This is a genomic window from Actinomycetospora lutea (assembly GCF_028737205.1).
Lineage (GTDB): Bacteria > Actinomycetota > Actinomycetes > Mycobacteriales > Pseudonocardiaceae > Actinomycetospora > Actinomycetospora lutea.
Genome location: NZ_JAQZAL010000017.1, coordinates 46,253 through 58,323, shown reverse-complemented (window position 1 = coordinate 58,323; position 12,071 = coordinate 46,253). Strand labels below are relative to the sequence as shown.

Sequence of the window (12,071 nt, the reverse complement as noted above, 5' to 3'; positions counted from 1 at the left end):
TCCCCCGCCCCGCCGCCCGAGCCATCGAACATGTGTTCGATAGGGACCAGTGAACCCGTTCGGTCCGGCGCCGTCAAGTCGCCGCGAGGGGGTGCGGGGACGGCGGTCAGGACCCGCGGCGCGGGCCGGCGACGGGCCGCCCACGGGTCGCCCGGCGGGCCGCGCCGCGGGGTGGTGTCGTGGTGAGATGACGGGGTGTCGCACCCCGCCTCCGCGGGTCCGGGAGCCGGCCGGTGACCGCCGCCCCCGCCCGCGCGTCCGTCGTCGACCTGACGCCCGACGACCTCGCGGCGCGGCTCGACGAGGCGCTGACCGTCTACGTCCGCGCGATGGGCTACCCGGCGGGCACCGTGCGCCAGCGCCGTCCCATGTGGACCGAGCACTCCCGCCGCCCGGGCTGGCACGCGGCGGCCGCGATCGGGCCCGACCGCTCCCTGTGGGGCATCGCCTACGGCTACCCGGGAGCGCGCGGCCAGTGGTGGTACGAGGAGGTGCGGCGGGGCCTGCTGGGCTCCGGGGCGGCCGGCCGCGAGCTGGCCGAGACCGTCCTCGCCGACTACTTCGAGCTCACCGAGCTGCACGTGCGCCCCGACGTCCAGGGCGGCGGGATCGGCGAGGCGCTCGCCCGCCGGCTGCTCGCCCACCCCGTCGATCGCCACGTGCTGCTCTCCACCCCGGAGGCGGACAACCCCACCCGGGCGTGGTCGCTCTACCGGCGCCTCGGGTTCCGCGACGTGCTGCGCCACCACCGCTTCACCAGCGACCCCCGGCCGTTCGCCGTGCTCGGACGCCCGCTGCCGCTCGACCCGCCGGGCCCCTCGGGACCGTCCGGGGGCGAGCCCGGGGACCAGCCCGGGAGTGAGCCCCGGCACCCGGGCCGCGCCTGAGGAGCACCGTCGGGGGCGCCTGGCACCATGCGCGGGTGCCCGACACCGCTCCCGTCCCGACCGCCGGCACCGACCCGGGGACGACGCCCAGGACCGGCACGGGCCGCAGCCGCCGCGCGCTGGTCCTCCTCGCGGTCGTCCTCGCGCTGGTCGGCGTCACGGGGGCCGGCTGCGTGCGGGTCCGGGCCGGCATGGCCGTCTCCCCCGAGGACCGCGTCTCCGGCGTCGTCGACATCGCGACGCCCGACGGGGCGCCGGGCGGGTCGGGCCCGCCGCTGCAGGTGCCCGACGAGCTCAGCGGCGACGTCTCGGTCGAGCGCTACGAGCAGGACGGGTACATCGGCTCCCGCCTGCGCTTCGACGACCTGTCCTTCGACGACGTCACCCGGGTCCTGCCCGCGGTCAGCCCGTCGACCGGCCAGGCCATCCGGGTGCAGATGCGCCGCGCCGGCGACCGCGTGGTGGTCACCGGGCAGGTCGACCTGACCCGCGTGTCGCCGGAGAGCTCCGACGTCCAGCTCAAGATCGCGTTCCCGGGCGAGATCCGCCAGACCGACGGCACCGCCGCGAACGGCGTCATCAGCTGGACGTTCAACCCGGGCACGGTCACCGACGTCAACGCGGTGGTCGAGTACCCGGACCCCGACGCGCCGTCCTGGATCCTCTGGGCGCTGCTGCTGCTCGCCGTGGTCGCCGTGGCCGTGGCGATCGTGTTCGCGCTGGCCAACGCGTCGCGCACCCACACGCACTCGCGCGCCCGCCGCTGACCCCGCCCGCGCAGCGTGCGGACGGGGTCGGCGACGGGACGGATCAGGTGCCCGGCCGGGCCGCGATGCCGAGGCGCTGCACCACGTCCACCACGGCCGGCGAGCGGTTCATGCTGATGTAGTGGATGTTGGTGACGCCCTCGTCGAACATCCGCTGGGACAGCTCGACGCAGAGGTCGATGCCCGCGTCGCGGTAGGCGGCCTTGTCGTCCGCGAGCGGGTCGAGGCGGTCCGACATGGCCTTCGGCAGGGGCGCGCCCGCGAAGTCGGCGCCGCGCTCGGCCGACTTCGGCGTGGTCACCGGCATCAGCCCCGGCATGATCGGGATGTCGCAGCCCGCGGCGGCGATCCGGTCACGCATCCGCAGGAACTGGTCGGCGTCGTAGAACATCTGGGTGATGGCGAACTCCGCGCCCGCCTTCACCTTCTGGATGAAGAAGCGGGTGTCGGAGTCCTCGTCGACCGAGCGCGGGTGCAGGTAGGGGAAGGCCGCGACGCCGCAGCAGAAGTCGCCGAGGCGGCGCACCATGTGCACCAGCTCCTCGGTGTAGCTCAGGCCGGCCGGGTGCGGCACCCAGTCGGCGTCCTTGTCCCCGGGGGGATCACCCCGGATGGCGAGCACGTTGTTGATCCCGGCCGCGGCGTAGGAGCCGATCACCTGACGCAGGTCGTCGAGGGAGGCGTCCACCGCCGTGAGGTGGGCCATCGCCGTCAGCGTGGTGTCGGTGGCGATGCGCCCGGTGGTCCGCACGGTGCGGTCCCGACTGGAGCCGCCCGCGCCGTAGGTGACCGACACGAAGGCCGGGTCCAGGGGCTCGAGGTCACGGATGGTCCGCCAGAGGGTCGCCTCGCCCTCGTCGTCCTTGGGCGGGAAGAACTCCGCCGAGAACGTCGGCACCCCGCGCTGGATGCGCTCCGTCACAGTAGCCATCCGCCGACCCTACGGTGACGGGGCGTCCACGCGGAGGGGCCTTGTGACCGGGACCGCCCGATCAGCCGGTTCCGCCGGACGCCCCTACGCTCGCTCCCATACACGGCGGACGTCCGGAGGGGAAGAGCGCGGATGACGGTGGGCGGGACCTCGACGACGGTCGGGAGCGGGCCTGCGGACCCCTTCGACACCGACGGTGGGGACGACCTCGCCGCCCGGGAACGTGACCTGCCGGCGGCCGTCACCGCCGAGCTCGCGGACTACCTGGCCGGCCGGCGCAACGACGTCCTCGACGTCGCCGAGGAGTTCGCCGAGGCCACCGACGACCTCACGCGCTTCGTCCTCGCGGGCGGCAAGCGCCTGCGCCCGACGTTCGCCTGGTGGGGCTGGCGCGCCGCGGGCGGGCTCGACGACGCCGGCACCGTGCTGCGGGCCGTGAGCGCCCTGGAGCTGATCCAGGGCTGCGCGCTCGTGCACGACGACCTCATCGACGACTCGGCGACCCGCCGGGGCGAGCCGACCGTGCACGCGCGGTGGTCGTCGCGGCACGCCGACGCCGCGTGGGCGGGCGACCCCACCCGCTTCGGCGCCGCGGTCGCGATCCTGCTGGGTGACGTGGCGCTGGCCTGGGCCGACGACATGCTGCACGACGCCGGTCTCGACCCCGCCGCGATCGCCCGCGCGCGCCCCGTCTGGCAGGCCATGCGCACCGAGGTGCTCGGCGGGCAGTTCCTCGACGTCAGCGGCCACGCCTCGTCGGACTCGCGCCCCGAGACCGCGCTGCGCATCAGCCGCTACAAGACCGCGGCGTACACGATCGAGCGCCCGCTGCACCTCGGGGCGGCCATCGCCGACGCCGACGACGCGACCGTGCGCGCCCTGCGCCACTACGGCCGCGACCTCGGCATCGCCTTCCAGCTGCGCGACGACCTGCTCGGCGTGTTCGGCGACCCCGCGGTCACCGGCAAGCCCGCGGGCGACGACCTGCGCGAGGGCAAGCTCACCCTGCTCGTCGCGCTGACCCGCGCCCACCCCGACCGCGCGACGGCGTCCGTGGTCGAGGGGACCCTCGGCAAGCCCGACCTCGGCGCCGACGAGCTCGCGGCCGCCCGCGAGGCGCTCCACGCCCTCGGTGTCGTCGACGACGTCGAGCAGCGCATCGCCGACCTCACCGTGTCGGCCCTCGACGCCGTCCGGGGTGCCGACGCCCCGGTCCTCGCCGCGCCCGCCCCGGAGCGGCTCGCCGACCTCGCCGTCGCGGCGACCAGGCGCACCCGATGACCCGCACCGTCCGGTCGCCCACCGACCACGTCGTCGTCGTCGGCGCCGGTCTCGCCGGGCTGGCGACGGCCCTGCACCTGCTCGGCGCGGGCCGCCACGTCACCGTCGTCGAACGCGACCCCACCCCGGGCGGCCGCGCCGGGCGGCTGGATCTGGAGGGCTTCCGCCTCGACACCGGCCCGACCGTCATCACGATGCCCGAGCTCATCGACGAGGCCCTGGGCGCGGTCGGCGAGAAGATCGGCGACCGGCTCGAGATGGTCGGCCTGCACCCCGCGTACCACGCCCGCTTCGCCGACGGCTCGGCAATCGACGTGCACACCGAGCCCGGCGCGATGGAGCAGGAGATCCGCGAGAAGGTCTCCGCGGCCGACGCCGAGGGCTACCGGCGGCTGCGCGACTGGATGACCGAGCTCTACCGGGTGCAGATGGCGACGTTCATCGACGCCAACTTCGACTCCCCGCTCGACGTCCTGTCCCCCGACCTCGCCCGCCTGGGCGTCCTGGGCGGGTTCGGCCGGCTCGGGCCGCGGATCGGGAAGTACCTCACCGACGAGCGCCTGCGCCGCATCTTCTCCTTCCAGGCGCTCTACGCCGGGGTCCCGCCGGCCCGCGCGCTCGCCGCCTACGCCGTGATCGCCTACATGGACACGATCGCGGGCGTCTCCTTCCCGAAGGGCGGGGTCCGCGCCCTGCCCCAGGCCCTCGCCGACGCGGCCGCCGACGCGGGCGCCGAGTTCCGGTACGGGACCACGGTGACGGGGCTGGAGCGCTCGGCCGGCCGGGTGCGGGCCCTGCGCACCGCCCCGACGGGCGAGCCGACCGCCGACGGCGAGCGCCTCGCCGCCGACGCCGTCGTGCTGACCTGCGACCTGCCCGTCGCGTACGGCCTGCTCGGGCGCACGCCGCGGCGCGCGGTCCCGATGCGCTGGTCGCCGTCGGCCTTCGTGTGGCACGCCGGTGTCCCCGCGGGCACCGGGCTGGGCCACCACACGATCTCGTTCGGCGACGCGTGGGCCGGCACGTTCGACGAGATCATCACCGCGGGCCGGCTGATGTCCGACCCGTCGCTGCTGGTCACGCACCCGACGGCGACCGACCCGTCGCTCGCGCCGGAGGGCCACGAGCTGGTCAGCGTGCTGGCACCCGCCCCGAACACCGATCTCGCCCCGCTCGACTGGGACCGGATCGGTCCCCGCTACCGCGACGAGCTGCGCGGGGTGCTGGCCGGCCGCGGGATCGAGCTCGGCGAGCCGGTCGCCGAGCACCTCATCACCCCCGACGACTGGGGCCGCCTGGGCCTCGCGGCGGGCACCCCGTTCTCGGCGGCGCACACGTTCGCCCAGACCGGCCCGTTCCGGGCCGGCAACCTCGTGCGCGGCGAGGGCAACGTCGTCCTCGCGGGCTCCGGCACGACGCCGGGGGTCGGGGTCCCGACGGTGCTCGTCTCGGGCAAGCTCGCCGCGGCGCGGATCACGGGATGAGACCGGCCGTGCCGTCGGAGCTCGACGCCGCCGGGGTCACCGACCCCGCGCTGCGCGACGCCTACACGCGCTGCCGGGGCCTGAACGCCGCGCACGGGCGCACCTACTTCCTGGCCACGCGCCTGCTCGCCCCCGCCCAGCGCCCGGCGATCCACGCGCTCTACGGATTCGCGCGGATGGCCGACGACGTCGTCGACGACCCCGCGGCCGACGCCTCGCCGGCCGCCGTCGCCGCCCGTCTGGAGGAGGTCCGCGCGCGCATGCGCCGCGGGCTCGCGGGCACCGACCCGCGCGAGCTCGTGGCCGAGGGCGAGCCGGTGGTCGCGGCGCTGGCCGACACCGTCGCGCGCTACGGGATCGACCACCGCCACCTCGAGGACTTCATGGACTCGATGGCCATGGACCTCACCGTCACCGACTACCCCACGTTCGACGACCTCGCCCGCTACGTGCACGGCTCGGCCGCGGTGATCGGGCTGCAGGTGCTGCCCGTGCTCGGGACGGTCGTGCCCCGCGAGGAGGCCGCGCCCTACGCCGCCGACCTGGGCGTGGCGTTCCAGGTCACGAACTTCCTGCGCGACGTCGGCGAGGACCTCGACCGCGGGCGCGTCTACCTCCCGCGCGACGAGCTGGCGGCCTTCGGCGTCGACCGCGAGCTGCTCGCGCACGGCCGGGCGATCGGGCGCACCGACCCGCGGGTGCGCCGGGCGCTGGCCCACCTCGTCGCCCGCACCCGCGCGGTCTACCGGCGCGCCGAGCGCGGCATCGCCCTGCTCCACCCGGTGTCGCGGCCGTGCGTGCGGACCGCGCACGTGCTCTACGGCGGGATCCTCGACGAGATCGTGGCCGCCGACTACGACGTGCTCGCCCGGCGCGTGGCGGTCGGCTCCGGCCGGCGGGTCGCCGTGGCCCTCCCCCGGCTCGCGCACGCCGTCGGCACCCGGTGGCGCCACCGCGTCACCGGGGCGGCGGCGTGAGCGAGCTCGTCCTCGCCTTCGACGCCGACTGCGGGCGCTGCCGCGCGGTGGCCGCGACCGTGGCGGAGACACTGTCGGGCGCCGGGCGCCCCGACCTCGACGTGCTGCCGCTCGCCGACTACCGCGTCGCGCTGTGGCGGGCGGAGGCCGGCGTGGAGCGCGACGCACCCACGCTCATCGAGATCACCGCGACCGACGGCGACGACCGGGTCCGCGCCTGGACCGGGTCCGCGGTGGTCCCGGCGCTGGTCCGCCGGCTCGGGGCGCGCCGCACGGCGCGCCTCGTCGCCGCCCTGCGCGCCCACGGCGTGCTCGGCGACGCCGTGCGGGCCGGGATCAGAAGGCCATCGCCTGGGCGCGGCGCTTGACCTCGCGCCCGCGGTCGGAGCGCAGGGCGTCGATGGGCATGCCCGGCAGCGACTCGTCGTGCGCGAAGAGCCAGCGCAGGATCTCGCCGTCGGCGTAGCCGCCGTCGCGGAGCACCTGGATGGTGCCGGGCAGGCCCTTGACCACCCCGTCCGCGGTGAGGAACGCGGCGGGGACCACCCACCGGTCGTCCTCGCGGATCCCGAGCAGCTGGCCCTGCTTGATCATCTGGCTGACGCGCGTGCGCGGCACGCCCAGACGCTCGGCGACCCGGGCGAGCGTCTCGACCTCGATGTCGTGGCCCACGATGGCGGCGACGGCGGACTCGGACACGCGGTCACTGTGCCAGAGGAGGAGCGCTTTCGGACCCCGCACGCGCCGGGTCCGGGACGGCGTCGAGCAGCGCCTCGGTGAGCCCGTCGGGATTGGCCAGTGCGAGCAGGTGCCCGCCCGGGATCACGACCGCCTCGACGCCGGCGCGCTCGCGGGCCAGGCGGACCTGGAAGTCGGCGGGGAAGAATCGGTCGTCGCGCCCGACGACGACCGTCACCGGCGCGTCCGGCCACGCGGGCAGCGACCAGCCGTCGACGAACGGGCCGTCGGTCTGCTCGCGCTGGTGCTCGGCACCGGCCGCGGCGAGGTCGGGCGGGACGTCGTGGAGGAACTCCCACTCCTCGTCGAACCCGGCGTCCTCGCGCCCCGCCGCGCGGACCGCCGCCTCCTTGGCCTCCTCGTGCCCCGAGGCCGTCCACCAGTCCCCCGGCGACTCGCCGACCGCGGGGATCATGGCGTTGACCAGCACCCACCGGCGCACCGGCGTGGTGCGCGCGATCTCGGCGGCGCTCGGCCCGCCCAGCGAGGACCCCACGACCACGACGTCGGACCGGTCGCCCTCGGACACCTCACCCAGCGCGGCGAGCGCCACCTCGACGTAGCGCGGGATGCCGGCCGTCGGGTCGTCGGCCGGCAGGTCGGGCGCCACGACCTCGTCGCCGCGGGCGCGCAGACGCTCGGCCACCAGGTGCCAGTACCACCCCGCACCACCCGCCCCGGCCAGCAGCAGCCATGTCGTCATGCCGAGCACCCTAGGGCCGTCACCCGACGGGGACCGCGCGTCGCGGTCGAGGATCCCCGCAGGTCATCACCGTCCTCGTAGCATCGCGGCCATGGCCGCACCCACCATCCACCCCGAGGGGACGGTGCTGGAGGGGCGGTACCGGATGGACGGGGTGCTCGCGCGCGGCGGGATGTCGGTGGTGCACCGGGGCGTGGACCTGCGCCTGGAGCGCCCGGTGGCGATCAAGGTCCTGGACCGCGCGCTGGCCGCCGACCCGGCGTTCGTGCGGCGCTTCGAGCGGGAGGCGCGGGCCGCGGCCCGCCTCGCGCACCCCGGGATCGTCGCCGTCCACGACCAGGGTCGCGACCCCGACGGCACCGTCTTCCTCGTCCTCGAGCTCGTCGAGGGCGGGACCCTGCGCGACGTCCTGCGCGACCAGGGCCGGCTGCACCCGGCGGCGGCGCTGACCGTGGCCGAGCAGGTCGTCACGGCCCTGCAGGTCGCGCACGACCGGGGCCTGGTGCACCGCGACGTGAAGCCGGAGAACGTGCTGATCGGGCGCGACGGGTCGGTGAAGGTCGCCGACTTCGGGCTGGTCGCGGCCGCGTGGGAGACCGACCCCGAGGACTCCGGGGAGATGGTGCTCGGCACCGTCGCCTACCTGGCGCCCGAGCAGGTCACCGACGGCCGCGCCGACGCGCGCAGCGACCTCTACGCCACCGGCGTCGTGCTGTTCGAGCTGCTCACCGGCGTCCCGCCCCACGGCGGCGGGGACGCGGTGTCGGTCGCGCGCCGGCACGTGGAGAACGACGTGCCACCCCCGTCGTCGGTGGTCGGGGGCGTCCCGCGGGCGCTGGACCGGCTGGTGATCGCCGCGACCCACCGCGACCCCGAGGTGCGCCTCCCCGACGCCCAGGCGTTCCTCGCCGCCGCCCGCGGCGTGCGGATGGACGCCGACCTGCCCTTCCACCCCGTGCCACTGCCGCCGCGCCGCGCGAGCACCGGGGGCTCCCGTCCGCTGCGGGGCACGCGGCTGCTCGACCTCGGCGAGGACGGGCCGCGCACCCGGCGCCCGCCGCCGCCGTCCCGGCCGCGCGACGACCACGACGACGACCTCCCCGACGGCACCTGGGAGGGCGAGGCGTGGGAGGAGGGCCCCGACGAGGACCTCCTCGACGAGCCCGGGGACCTCGACGACGACCTCGACGAGGACGAGGACGAGGACGAGGACGACGACCGGCCCGCCGGGCGCCGCCGCGCCGACGGGCCGGTCGACGACATCGACGTCGCGATCGAGCAGATCGAGCGCCGGCGCGCGCGGTCGCGCTCGCGCCGGCTGCTCGCCGCGTGGCTCCTGCTCGAGGCGATCGCGACCGTGGCGGCCGGGGCCGCCGGGTGGGGGATCGGCCTGCCGGGGTAGTAGCCGGGCCGGCTACCCCCGGAGCATCTCCGCGACCAGGAACGCCAGCTCCAGCGACTGCTGGGTGTTCAGGCGCGGGTCGCAGGCGGTCTCGTAGCGCCCGGCGAGGTCGGTGTCGGAGATGTCCTGGGCGCCGCCGAGGCACTCGGTGACGTTCTCGCCGGTGAGCTCGACGTGGATGCCGCCGGGGTGGGTGCCGAGGCGCTGGTGGACCTCGAAGAACCCCTGGACCTCGTCGACGACCTGGTCGAAGTGCCGGGTCTTGTAGCCGGTGGAGGCCTCGACGGTGTTGCCGTGCATGGGGTCGCACTGCCAGATGACCTGGTGGCCCGAGGCGGTGACCTTCTCGACGATCGCGGGCAGCACGTCGCGCACCTTGCCCGCGCCCATGCGCGAGATCAGGGTCAGCCGGCCGGGCTGGCGGTGGGGGTCGAGGCGCTCGACGTACTCCACGGCCTGCTCGGGAGTGGTCCCCGGCCCGATCTTGATGCCGATCGGGTTGGCGAGCAGCTCGGCGAACGCGATGTGGGCGCCGTCGAGGGCGCGGGTGCGCTCGCCGATCCAGAGGAAGTGCGCGCCCAGGGAGAACAGGCGCGCGTCCTCGCGGCTGCTGGCCTCGACCCGCGAGTCCAGGCGCAGCAGAGCCCGCTCGTAGTCCAGCACCAGCGCCTCGTGGCTGGCGAAGATCTCGGTGCCGCGCAGCGAGTGGTCGTCGACCCCCGCCGCGGACATGAACCGCAGCGCCCGGTCGATCTCGGCGGCGACCGCCTCGTAGCGCTCACCGGCCGCGCTGGTGCGCACGAACTCGCGGTTCCACTCGTGGACCTCGTGCAGGTCGGCCATGCCCCCGGAGGTCAGCGCGCGGACCAGGTTCATCGCCGCGCCCGCGTTGGCGTAGGCGCGGATCATGCGGCCGGGGTCGGGCACGCGACGCTCCGCGTGCGCGGCCAGCGAGTTGACCATGTCGCCGCGGTAGCTCGGCAGGCCCAGCGCGTCGGTCGCCGACGACCGGGGCTTGGCGTACTGGCCGGCGATCCGGCCGATCTTCACCACGGGCAGCGAGGCGCCGTAGGTGAGCACCACGGCCATCTGCAGCAACGTGCGGATGTTGCCGCGCAGGTGGGGCTCGGTGTTGTCGGCGAAGGTCTCCGCGCAGTCCCCGCCCTGGAGCAGGAAGGCCTCGCCGCGGGCGACGGCGGCCAGCTGCGTCTGCAGCCGGTCGACCTCGGCGGGCACGGTGATCGGCGGGACGTGCTCGAGCACCGTGCGCACGTCCGTCACCGCCTGCGCGTCCGGCCACTCCGGCTGCTGGAGCGCCGGACGCGACAACGCGTCGTCCAGGCGCTCGCGCAGGTGGGAGGGCAGCGGGGGCAGACCGGGCAGAGCATCCACGGGAAGGTCGACGGACCACACGACACGCAAGCGTAATGGTGCGGTCAGGAGCGCCGGCTGTGTTCCCCGCGACCACCACCTCGCCCGCGCGTGTCGGCTACCGGACGGCGGCGTGATCGCTGCCGGAGCGGCGCCGCCAGTGGGCGTCGATCACCTGCCAGCGCGCGAGGTTGTGGCGCGCGTCGGCGAGGGCGTCGTGCGCGTCGGCGGGGGCCGGGGGCAGCTCGGGGCGCCCGACGTCGTCCCAGCGCTGGCGCAGGTCGCGGGTGAAGCGGGGCAGGGCGCGCGGGAGGTCGGGCATCGCGCCCCAGAGCTGGGCGATCGCGACGTGGTCGTACGCGGCGTACCAGGCCCAGAGCTCGACCGGGCCCTCGCCGGCCGTCACGAACTCGTAGAAGGCCTCGCGGATGGCGAGCCGGCTCTTCCACGCGGGGTCGGACATCGGGGGGAGCTTGTCGAGGACGTTCCTGCGGACCCACGGCCCGGCGCGCATCGGGTCGAACTGGCGGGAGATCGCGTAGAACTCGTGGCCCTGCTCGTCGACCACACCCACCGAGACCAGCTCGATGGTGGTCCCGTCCTCGATGAACTCGCAGTCGTAGAAGTACCGGGCCACGCGTCCATTGTCGCGGCCCGCGCCTCAGGCCGCCTGCGGGGCGGCCTGGTCCTTGACGGTGCTGGCGTAGACGTCGACGTACTCCTGCTCGGAGAGCACCCGCACGGCGTCCATGATCTCGTCGGTCATGGCCCGCTCGACCTGGCGGTCGTCGGTGATCCCGGCGTAGCGCGTGAAGTCCAGCGGCGGGCCGACGCGGATGCCGATGCGGCAGGGGCGCCAGAACCGGGAGCCGACGGGGTTGGCCCGGTCGGTGCCGATCATGGCGACCGGCACGACGGGCACGCCGGCCTCGAGCGCCATCCGGGCGACGCCCGTGCGGCCCTTGTAGAGCCGCCCGTCGGGCGAGCGCGTCCCCTCGGGGTAGATGCCGAACAGCCGGCCCTCGCGCAGCACGCCGATGCCCGTGTCGAGGGCGGCGCGCGCGGCGCGGCCGTTGCCGCGCTCGATGGGCACCTGGCCCATGCCGGTGAAGAACCAGCGCTTGAGGGTGCCGACGAGGCCGGGCTGGGTGAAGTACTCCGCCTTCGCGGGGAACGCCATCCGCCGCGGCACCATCAGCGGCAGCACGAACGAGTCGATCACGGCGAGGTGGTTGGACGCGACCAGCGCCCCGCCCCGGCGCGGCAGGTTCTCGGCGCCCTGCACCCGGGGCCGGAACGCGACGCGCATCAGCGGCCCGAGCAGGACGTACTTCATGATCCAGTACAGCATCGGTCCTCCCGTCCGTTCGCCCCCGCCGGCGGCGACGAGCCTAGGTCGTGGCGGGCCCGCGGCGGCACCGCCGCGCGACGGGTCACACCCCGTCGTGCGTCCGATCACCGGAGCCCGGGCACCCGGTTCGCCGCAGGCGGGGACCGTCCGGCGCGACACGGGACCCGGCGCGTGACCCG

At 75.7% G+C, this 12,071-nt stretch carries 13 protein-coding genes; 7 read left to right on the top strand and 6 right to left on the bottom strand.

What is annotated here, in order from left to right; genetic code table 11:
* Nucleotides 1-233: 233 nt before the first annotated feature.
* The gene (locus tag PHK61_RS19065) at nucleotides 234-887 is read left to right on the top strand and encodes a GNAT family N-acetyltransferase (RefSeq protein ID WP_274282592.1); all 654 of its coding nucleotides are present in this window, start codon (nucleotides 234-236) and stop codon (nucleotides 885-887) included.
* Nucleotides 888-922: 35 nt separating this feature from the next.
* Complete coding sequence (locus PHK61_RS19060) at nucleotides 923-1,654, top strand: LppM family (lipo)protein (RefSeq protein ID WP_274282591.1); 732 nt, start codon at nucleotides 923-925, stop codon at nucleotides 1,652-1,654.
* A 43-nt stretch (nucleotides 1,655-1,697) separates the two neighbouring features.
* Here PHK61_RS19060 and PHK61_RS19055 read toward each other — a convergent pair whose 3' ends face one another.
* Nucleotides 1,698-2,585 carry a methylenetetrahydrofolate reductase gene (locus PHK61_RS19055; protein ID WP_274282590.1) on the bottom strand — a complete coding sequence of 296 codons (888 nt, stop codon included), beginning with the start codon at nucleotides 2,583-2,585 and terminating at the stop codon, nucleotides 1,698-1,700.
* A 132-nt stretch (nucleotides 2,586-2,717) separates the two neighbouring features.
* Between PHK61_RS19055 and PHK61_RS19050 the strand changes: the two genes are divergently transcribed.
* Genes PHK61_RS19050 through PHK61_RS19035 form a run of 4 tightly spaced genes read left to right on the top strand, consistent with a single transcriptional unit; the run spans nucleotide 2,718 to nucleotide 6,695 of the window.
* Nucleotides 2,718-3,866, top strand: a complete 1,149-nt coding sequence (locus PHK61_RS19050) for a polyprenyl synthetase family protein (RefSeq protein WP_274282589.1) — start codon at nucleotides 2,718-2,720, stop codon at nucleotides 3,864-3,866.
* A complete protein-coding gene (gene crtI, locus PHK61_RS19045; protein WP_274282588.1) occupies nucleotides 3,863-5,350 on the top strand; it encodes a phytoene desaturase family protein in 1,488 nt (495 codons plus the stop codon). The genes PHK61_RS19050 and crtI overlap by 4 nt, the downstream gene beginning before the upstream one ends.
* Nucleotides 5,347-6,327: a phytoene/squalene synthase family protein gene (locus PHK61_RS19040; RefSeq protein ID WP_274282587.1), complete on the top strand. Its 981-nt coding sequence runs from the start codon at nucleotides 5,347-5,349 to the stop codon at nucleotides 6,325-6,327. The genes crtI and PHK61_RS19040 overlap by 4 nt, the downstream gene beginning before the upstream one ends.
* Nucleotides 6,324-6,695 (top strand): hypothetical protein, encoded by a 372-nt coding sequence (locus PHK61_RS19035; RefSeq protein WP_274282586.1) that lies wholly within the window; start codon nucleotides 6,324-6,326, stop codon nucleotides 6,693-6,695. The genes PHK61_RS19040 and PHK61_RS19035 overlap by 4 nt, the downstream gene beginning before the upstream one ends.
* Here PHK61_RS19035 and PHK61_RS19030 read toward each other — a convergent pair.
* Both PHK61_RS19030 and PHK61_RS19025 read right to left on the bottom strand, forming a co-directional pair.
* The gene (locus tag PHK61_RS19030) at nucleotides 6,664-7,026 is read right to left on the bottom strand and encodes an Rv2175c family DNA-binding protein (protein WP_274282585.1); all 363 of its coding nucleotides are present in this window, start codon (nucleotides 7,024-7,026) and stop codon (nucleotides 6,664-6,666) included. The genes PHK61_RS19035 and PHK61_RS19030 overlap by 32 nt on opposite strands.
* Before the next feature lie 4 nt (nucleotides 7,027-7,030).
* Nucleotides 7,031-7,768 carry an alpha/beta fold hydrolase gene (locus tag PHK61_RS19025; RefSeq protein WP_274282584.1) on the bottom strand — a complete coding sequence of 246 codons (738 nt, stop codon included), beginning with the start codon at nucleotides 7,766-7,768 and terminating at the stop codon, nucleotides 7,031-7,033.
* Between the two features lie 91 nt (nucleotides 7,769-7,859).
* Between PHK61_RS19025 and PHK61_RS31925 the strand changes: the two genes are divergently transcribed.
* Nucleotides 7,860-9,170: a protein kinase domain-containing protein gene (locus tag PHK61_RS31925; RefSeq protein WP_337993980.1), complete on the top strand. Its 1,311-nt coding sequence runs from the start codon at nucleotides 7,860-7,862 to the stop codon at nucleotides 9,168-9,170.
* A 12-nt stretch (nucleotides 9,171-9,182) separates the two neighbouring features.
* Here PHK61_RS31925 and PHK61_RS19015 read toward each other — a convergent pair whose 3' ends face one another.
* The 3 genes from PHK61_RS19015 to PHK61_RS19005 all read right to left on the bottom strand — a co-directional run bounded on the left by PHK61_RS19015 (nucleotide 9,183) and on the right by PHK61_RS19005 (nucleotide 11,892).
* The gene (locus PHK61_RS19015) at nucleotides 9,183-10,583 is read right to left on the bottom strand and encodes a class II 3-deoxy-7-phosphoheptulonate synthase (RefSeq protein ID WP_420791408.1); all 1,401 of its coding nucleotides are present in this window, start codon (nucleotides 10,581-10,583) and stop codon (nucleotides 9,183-9,185) included.
* A 76-nt stretch (nucleotides 10,584-10,659) separates the two neighbouring features.
* Nucleotides 10,660-11,178 carry a polyadenylate-specific 3'-exoribonuclease AS gene (locus tag PHK61_RS19010; RefSeq protein WP_274282582.1) on the bottom strand — a complete coding sequence of 173 codons (519 nt, stop codon included), beginning with the start codon at nucleotides 11,176-11,178 and terminating at the stop codon, nucleotides 10,660-10,662.
* Between the two features lie 24 nt (nucleotides 11,179-11,202).
* A complete protein-coding gene (locus PHK61_RS19005) occupies nucleotides 11,203-11,892 on the bottom strand; it encodes a lysophospholipid acyltransferase family protein (RefSeq protein ID WP_274282581.1) in 690 nt (229 codons plus the stop codon).
* Nucleotides 11,893-12,071 lie beyond the last annotated feature (179 nt).

What these genes read in the sequence shown, in the direction of transcription:
- PHK61_RS19055 (WP_274282590.1), bottom strand. Translation starts at nt 2,585, where the DNA reads ATGGCTACTGTGACGGAGCGCATCCAGCGCGGGGTGCCGACGTTCTCG.
- PHK61_RS19050 (WP_274282589.1), top strand. Translation starts at nt 2,718, where the DNA reads ATGACGGTGGGCGGGACCTCGACGACGGTCGGGAGCGGGCCTGCGGAC.
- crtI (WP_274282588.1), top strand. Translation starts at nt 3,863, where the DNA reads ATGACCCGCACCGTCCGGTCGCCCACCGACCACGTCGTCGTCGTCGGC.
- PHK61_RS19040 (WP_274282587.1), top strand. Translation starts at nt 5,347, where the DNA reads ATGAGACCGGCCGTGCCGTCGGAGCTCGACGCCGCCGGGGTCACCGAC.
- PHK61_RS19025 (WP_274282584.1), bottom strand. Translation starts at nt 7,768, where the DNA reads ATGACGACATGGCTGCTGCTGGCCGGGGCGGGTGGTGCGGGGTGGTAC.
- PHK61_RS31925 (WP_337993980.1), top strand. Translation starts at nt 7,860, where the DNA reads ATGGCCGCACCCACCATCCACCCCGAGGGGACGGTGCTGGAGGGGCGG.
- PHK61_RS19005 (WP_274282581.1), bottom strand. Translation starts at nt 11,892, where the DNA reads ATGCTGTACTGGATCATGAAGTACGTCCTGCTCGGGCCGCTGATGCGC.